The organism is Terriglobales bacterium (genome assembly GCA_035457425.1).
In the GTDB taxonomy this organism is placed as follows: domain Bacteria; phylum Acidobacteriota; class Terriglobia; order Terriglobales; family Acidobacteriaceae; genus JACPNR01.
The window spans coordinates 1-7,231 of record DATIBR010000126.1; the positions used below are offsets into that span (position 1 = coordinate 1).

7 protein-coding genes are annotated in these 7,231 nt (G+C 66.6%); 5 read left to right on the forward strand and 2 right to left on the reverse strand.

Annotation, left to right across the window (positions count from 1 at the left end):
• Both VLA96_09570 and VLA96_09575 read right to left on the reverse strand, forming a co-directional pair.
• Positions 1-219: MoaD/ThiS family protein (locus VLA96_09570; GenBank protein ID HSE49441.1), on the reverse strand; the 219-nt coding region annotated here is incomplete at its 3' end.
• Positions 220-270: 51 nt separating this feature from the next.
• Positions 271-1,641, reverse strand: a complete 1,371-nt coding sequence (locus VLA96_09575) for a tryptophanase (GenBank protein ID HSE49442.1) — start codon at positions 1,639-1,641, stop codon at positions 271-273.
• Positions 1,642-1,750: 109 nt separating this feature from the next.
• Between VLA96_09575 and VLA96_09580 the strand changes: the two genes are divergently transcribed.
• From VLA96_09580 to hutH, 5 genes are all read left to right on the forward strand, one after another.
• On the forward strand, positions 1,751-3,442 hold the full coding sequence (locus tag VLA96_09580; GenBank protein HSE49443.1) for an acyl-CoA carboxylase subunit beta: 1,692 nt from the start codon (positions 1,751-1,753) through the stop codon (positions 3,440-3,442).
• 99 nt (positions 3,443-3,541) lie between these two features.
• The gene (locus VLA96_09585) at positions 3,542-4,411 is read left to right on the forward strand and encodes a hydroxymethylglutaryl-CoA lyase (protein HSE49444.1); all 870 of its coding nucleotides are present in this window, start codon (positions 3,542-3,544) and stop codon (positions 4,409-4,411) included.
• A 41-nt stretch (positions 4,412-4,452) separates the two neighbouring features.
• Complete coding sequence (locus VLA96_09590; GenBank protein HSE49445.1) at positions 4,453-5,196, forward strand: enoyl-CoA hydratase-related protein; 744 nt, start codon at positions 4,453-4,455, stop codon at positions 5,194-5,196.
• 109 nt (positions 5,197-5,305) lie between these two features.
• Positions 5,306-5,698, forward strand: a complete 393-nt coding sequence (locus VLA96_09595; GenBank protein ID HSE49446.1) for a thioesterase family protein — start codon at positions 5,306-5,308, stop codon at positions 5,696-5,698.
• A 79-nt stretch (positions 5,699-5,777) separates the two neighbouring features.
• On the forward strand, positions 5,778-7,231 hold a 1,454-nt coding region (gene hutH, locus VLA96_09600), incomplete at its 3' end, for a histidine ammonia-lyase (protein HSE49447.1).

The following is a 7,231-nucleotide window of genomic DNA, read 5'->3' on the forward strand; positions in this document are numbered from 1 at the left end:
CAGCAGCGCCACCTCGTCGCCGTCTTTCAGGCGCGTGTCGGGGGCCGCGAACTCCTGGTTCACAGCGGTCGCGGTCGCCGGCAGGTAGTCCGCCAGCTTCGGCCACTTTTTCTCGCAGTCGCTCAGCAGGTCGGCCAAGCGCGCGCCGTCGGCGACGCGCAGCCGCTGTTCACTGCCGCCGGCGATCTCGCGCAACATCCCGAAGAATAGGACGCGCACTTGCACCGCTACAGGATACCGATTTGCGCGGCACTGTCACCTGGAGCGCGGCTATCGGGCGGCGGCGACTGCCGCCAGCGGCTCCAGGTGCGCGGTGAAGTGCCGCAAAAAGGGCGCCTCGTGCGTCAGGCGCATGCCCGTGATGAGGTCGCGCCGCTTCCACACCTCGAGGATGACCTCGATCACGTAGTCGATGTGGCTCTGCGTGTAGACGCGCCGCGGGATGGCCAGCCGTACCAGGTCCATCTTGGCGGCGTCGCCGAACATCAGCCCGCCGATCTCGACCGACCGGATGCCGCCCTCGAGATACAGCTCGCACGCCAGCGCCACCCCCGGGAACTGCTCCGCCGGCACGTGCGGCAGGAACGCGCGCGCGTCCAGATAGATGGCGTGGCCGCCCGGCGGCTGCACGATCGGAACGCCCTGCCGCGCGATGTGCTCGCCCAGGTACGCCGTCGACGCGATCCGGTAACGCAGGTAGTCCTCGTCGAGCGCCTCCTGCAGCCCGACCGCGATCGCTTCCAGGTCGCGCCCCGCCAGCCCGCCGTAGGTCGGGTAGCCCTCGGTCAGGATCAGCAGGTCTTTCTCCTGCTGCGCCAGCAGGTCGTCGTTGGTGCACAGGAAGCCGCCGATGTTCGCCATGCCGTCCTTCTTCGCCGACATGGTGCAGCCGTCGCCCAGCGCGAACATCTCCTGCGCGATCTCTTTCGGCGTCTTCTCCGCGTACCCCGGCTCGCGCAGCTTGATGAAGTACGCGTTCTCCGCGAACCGGCACGCGTCGAAGTAGAGCGGGATGCGATGCCGGCGGCACACTTCGCTCACCGCCCGCGCGTTCGCCATCGAGACCGGCTGGCCGCCGCCCGAGTTGTTCGTCACCGTCAGCATCACCAGCGGGATGTGCTCGCGCCCGACCTCGGCGATCACGCGCTCCAGCGCCGCCACGTCCATGTTGCCCTTGAACGGATGCACCAGCGCCGGCTGCTTCCCTTCCGCGATGGGCAGGTCCACCGCCTTCGCGTGCCGGTACTCCACGTTCGCGCGCGTGGTATCGAAGTGCGTGTTGTTCGGCACCACGTCGCCGCGCTTGCACATCACGCCGAACAGGATGCGCTCCGCCGCCCGTCCCTGGTGCGTCGGGATCACGTGCCGGTACCCGGTGATCTCCTGCACGGAGTCGCGGAAGTGGTCGAACGAGCGGCTGCCGGCGTAACTCTCGTCGCCCTCCATCACCGCCGCCCACTGATGCGTGGACATCGCGCCGGTCCCGCTGTCGGTCAGCAAGTCGATCAGCACGTCGTCCGCCGGCAGGAGAAAGAGGTTGTTGTGCGCCGCACGCAGCAACTCCTCGCGCTGCGCGCGCGTCGTCCACCGGATCGGCTCCACGCTTTTGATCCGGAACGGCTCGATGATGGTTCGCGGCATGCTGTGATGTTCGTCGCACCGCCGCTTCCCCGCTGTGACATCCGTCACCAAGCGCCGTTTGCGCCCGCTCCAACCGTCATTTAACCTAGCTGGTTTCCTCGCGACTCGAATGGCCGACCGTCCCCACACCTCCGACAACAAGCTCGCCTCGCAGCTCGACGCCACCTCCGCGCGCTTCGAGAAGAACATGCGCGCCATGGCCGACCTGGTCGCCGCCATCCACAACGAAGAAGAGAAGATCCAGGAGGGCGGCGGCGCGAAAGGCATCGAGGCGCAGCACGCCAAGGGGCGGCTGACCGCGCGCGAGCGCATCAAGCTGCTGCTCGACCCTGACAGCGAGTTCTTCGAGCTCGGCCTCTACGCCGCCTACAAGATGTACGAAGAGTGGGGAGGCGCGCCCTCCGCCGGCACTATCACCGGCCTGGGGCGCGTGCAGGGGCGCCTCTGCATGATCATCGCCAACGACGCCACCGTGAAGGCCGGCGCGTTCTTCCCGATGACCGCGAAGAAGGTCATCCGCGCGCAGAACATCGCCATCGACAATCGCATCCCGACCATTTACCTGGTCGACTCCGCCGGCGTCTTCCTGCCACTCCAGGAAGACGTATTCCCCGACACCGACGACTTCGGCCGCGTCTTCCGCAACAACGCCGTCATGTCGGCCATGGGCATTCCGCAGATCGCGGCCATCATGGGGATGTGCGTCGCCGGCGGCGCCTATCTCCCGCTGATGTGCGACCACATATTGATGACCGACGGCTCGGGCCTCTTCCTCGCCGGGCCCGCGCTGGTGCAGGCCGCCATCGGCGCCAAGTACACCGCCGAGGAGCTCGGCGGCGCCAAGATGCACTCCGAGATCTCGGGCACGGTCGACTACCGCGAGCCCAACGACGAAGCCTGCATCGCCCGCATCCGCTCTTTAGTGGAGAAGATCGGCCACAAGCGCCAGTCGCCCTTCGACCGCAAGAAGCCCGAAGCGCCCGCGTATCCGGCCGAGGAGATCTACGGCGTCTTCGACGGCGACCCCTCGCGCCAGTACGACATGAAGGAGATCATCGCGCGCATCGTGGACGGCTCGCGCTTCGACGAGTACAAGCCCGAGTACGGCGAGACCGTGCTCTGCGGATATGCGCGTATCGGCGGCTTCGCCGTCGGCATCGTCGCCAACCAGAAGAAGCACGTGCACCAGGTCGACCGCTCGGGCGCGAAGCGCGTCGAGTTCGGCGGCGTCATCTACACCGAATCCGCCGAGAAGGCCGCGCGCTTCATCATGGACTGCAACCAGAACCTCGTGCCGCTCGTCTTCCTGCACGACGTCAACGGCTTCATGGTCGGGCGCGACGCCGAGTGGAGTGGCATCATCCGCGCCGGCGCCAAGATGGTGAACGCCGTCTCGAACTCCGTCGTCCCGAAGATCGCCATCATCGTCGGCGGTTCCTTCGGCGCCGGCCACTACGCCATGTGCGGTAAGGCCTACGACCCGCGCTTCGTCTTCGCGTGGCCCACGGCGAGGTACGCGGTGATGTCGGGCGCCTCCGCCGCCGGCACGCTGGTCGAGATCAAGGTCAAGCAGCTGGAACGCGGCGGCAAGAAGCTGAGCGACGACGACAAGAAGAAGCTCTTCGACGAAGTGAAAGCCACCTACGACGAGCAGATGGACCCGCGCTACGGCGCCGCGCGCCTGTGGATCGACAAGATCATCGACCCGCTCCAGACCCGCGAAGCGATTACCATGGCGCTGGAAGCCGCCGCGCTGAATCCGGAAGTGAGAGAGTTCAAGGTTGGCGTGTTACAGACGTGAGTCATGAGGAATCGGCGATATGCGATAAGCAATGAGCGATAAGCCCCTTGGTCTGGCTTATTGCTTGTCGCTTATTGCTTGTCGGTGAAGACGAAACCGATGGCAGTCAAATTGATCGAGTGTCCGCGCGACGCCTGGCAAGGATTAAAAGGCCAGATCCCGACCGACATCAAGGTCGCGTACCTGCGCGCGCTCATCGGCGCCGGCTTTAAGCACATCGACGCGGTCTCGTTCGTCTCGCCCAAGGCCGTGCCGCAGATGGCCGACTCCGAAGACGTCCTGCTGCAGCTCGACCCGCCCGACGACGTCGAGCTCATCGGCATCGTCGTCAACGAGAAAGGCGCGGAGCGCGCCATCAACTCGGAAGCCGTCCGCACGCTCGGTTTTCCCTACTCCGTCTCGCCGACCTTCCTCGAGCGCAACCAGAAGCAGTCGCTCGAGCTCGCAGTCGACGAGCTCGAGAAGATCAAGAAGATGTGCGACGAAGCCGCCCTCGAGGTCGTCGCCTACGTCTCCATGGCGTTCGGCAACCCCTACGGCGACATGTGGAACATCGACGAAGTCACCGAGGCGGTCGGCATCATCGCCGACATGGGCATCGAGATGATCTCGCTCGCCGACACCGTCGGCCTCGCCACGCCCGACCAGATCAAGGCGCTTTGCGAGCCGGTCGCGCTGCGCTACGACCATGTCGAAGTCGGCGTGCACCTGCACAGCCGCGTCGAGCAGGCGCCGGCAAAGATCCTCGCCGCCTACGACGCCGGCATCCGCCGCTTCGACTCCGCGCTCGCCGGCCTCGGCGGCTGCCCCTTCGCGCAGGACATGCTGGTCGGCAACATCCCCACCGAGGTCGTGATCGAGGCGCTCGCGCAGCGCGGCGAAGCGTCGCCCGTCGCCAAGCCCCTCTCCGCGGTCTCCAAGATGTCCCTCGACATCGGCAACAAGTACGCGATGGAGGTAAGACACTGAGTTCTGACTACAAAACGCTCCTGCTCGACTCCTCCGGCCCGATCGCGCGCCTCACGCTCAACCGCCCGGACAAGCGCAACGCCGTCAGCTTCCAGCTCATCGCCGACCTCATGGCGGCGCTCGACGTGGTCGAGAAGTCCGAGTCGCAGATCCTCATCGTCACCGGCGCCGGCAAGGCGTTCTGCGCCGGACTCGATCTCGACGAGCTCAAGGAACTGCTCGGCAAGTCGCACGAGGAGAACGTCAAGGACTCGGCTACCATGGCGCGCCTGTTCCGCCGCATCTACGACTTCCCCAAGCCTACCATCGCGGCGGTCAACGGCGCGGCCATCGCCGGCGGCACCGGCATCGCCACCATGTGCGACTTCACCCTCGCCGTTCCGGAAGCCAAGTTCGGCTACACCGAGGTCCGCATCGGTTTCGTCCCCGCTATCGTCTCGTCCATCCTGGTCTGGCAGGTCGGCCACAAGGTCGCGCGCGACCTGCTGATGACCGGCCGCCTGTTCGACGCCGCCGAAGCCCACCGCTACGGCCTGGTCAACGAAGTGGTCGCGCCCGACCAGCTCATCGCGCGCGCCGAAGCGCTCGCCAACACGCTGCTCGAGAACAGCCCGTCGTCCGTGCGCCTGACCAAGAAGCTCATCAACGGCTTCCTCGCGCCCGCGCTCGACCAGCAGATCGCCCAGGCCGTCGAGGACAACGCGCGCATCCGCACCACGCAGGACTTCCGCGAAGGCGTCAGCTCGTTCCTGGAAAAAAGAAAACCCAAATGGACCGGAAAGTAGTGTTCACCACGGAGGTACTGAGACACGGAGGGGTTCTTTTTCTTCCGGTCTTCTCCGTGCCTCCGTGTCTCCGTGGTGAAGAGTAATGGTTGGCGAGACAAGATTCCGAGTGCGCTACGCCGAGACCGACCAGATGGGCGTGGTCTACCACTCGAACTTCATCATCTGGTTCGAGGTCGGCCGCGTCGAGCTGCTGCGCTCGCTCGGCTTCCGCTACCGCGACATGGAGGAGCAGGACGACTGCCACATCGCCGTCGTCGACGTGAAGCTGCGCTACAAGGCGCCCGCGCGCTACGACGACGAGATCCTCGTCCGCACGCAGCTCAAGAACATGCGCGAGTCGCTGCTGCACTTCAGCTACGAGATCCTGCGCGCTGACGACGGCACTCTGCTCGCCGAAGGCGAGACCACGCACATCGTGGTGGATTCGAAGTTCCAGAAGACGCAGCTGCCGGAAAAGTATCTGGCGGCGTTCGCCAAGGCGGCCGGCCGGCATTCCTGATTTGCAATTGGTAATTTGTAATTTGTAATTACAATCGCTCGAGCCGATCACCAGATCACCGGATCACGGCGATCCCCCGATGAAAGCCCTCCACATCGACGGCGATTCCCTCACCTTCGACGCGCTGCGCGAAGTCGTCTACGAGCGCCGCGCCGTGCTGCTCGCCCCCGACGCGCGCGAAGCGGTCGAGCGCGCCCGCGGCGTGGTCGAAGACCTGCTCGCCGGCGACCGGGTCGCCTACGCCGTCAACACCGGCGTCGGCAAGCTGAGCGACGTCCGCATCCCCGCCGACCAGATCCGCCAGCTCCAGCTCAACCTCATGCGCTCGCACTGCGTCGGCGTGGGCGAGCCGCTCGCCGAGCCGGAAGTGCGCGCCATGATGCTCTTGCGCGCCAACTCGCTCGCCAAGGGCTGCTCCGGCGTCCGCCCGCAGGTCATCGACACCTTCTGCGAGATGCTCAACCGCGGCGTGCATCCCGTCGTCCCGTCGCAGGGCTCGGTCGGAGCTTCCGGCGACCTCGCGCCGCTCGCGCACCTGGGCATCGTGCTGATGGGCGAAGGCGAGGCGGTCTTCGAGGGAAAACGCCAGCCCGCCGCCGACGCGATGCAGGCCGCCGGCGTGAAGACGCTCACGCTCGAAGCCAAGGAAGCCATCTCGCTCATCAACGGCACGCAGGGCATACTCGCCGTCGGCGCGCTCGCGCTGCTTGCCGCCGAGACCCTGGCCGACTCCGCCGACGTCGTCGGCGCCATGTCGCTCGACGCGCTCAAGGGCACCGACGCGGCCTTCGACGAGCGCATCCACCGCGCCCGCCCGCATCCCGGCCAGCTCCGCACCGCCGAGAACTTGAGGAAGCTGCTCGCCGGCTCGCAGATCCGCGAATCGCACCGCGACTGCGCGCGCGTCCAGGACGCCTACTCGCTGCGCTGCATGCCGCAGGTGCACGGAGCCGTCCGCGACGCGCTTACGCACGCCCGCGAGGTCTTCGCCATCGAGATGAACTCCGCCGTCGACAACCCGCTCGTCTTTGTCGCAGCGCGCCGGGATGAAAAGATCTCGGAGGAGCGGCGCTTCAGCGCCGCCGTCCAGCCCGCCCCTAAGGACGGCGCTTCAGCCCCTGAGGGAGTGATCCTGAGCGGCGGCAACTTCCACGGCGAGCCGCTGGCCTTCGCGCTCGACTTTCTCGCCATCGCGCTCGCCGCGCTCGCCGGCATCTCCGAGCGCCGCCTCGAGCGCCTGGTGAACCCCGCGCTCAGCGAAGGCCTGCCGCCGTTCCTCGCGCCCGAGCCCGCCGGCCTGAACTCCGGCTTCATGATGGCCCAGGTCACCGCCGCCGCGCTCGTCAGCGAGAACAAGGTGCTCGCGCATCCCGCCTCGGTCGATTCCATCACCACGTCGGGCAATAAAGAGGACTACGTCTCCATGGGGATGGGCGCCGCCCTCAAGCTTCGCCAGGTCCTGAAGAACACCACCAGCGTGCTGGCCATCGAGGCGCTCGCCGCCGCGCAGGCGCTCGACCTGCTCGCCCCGCT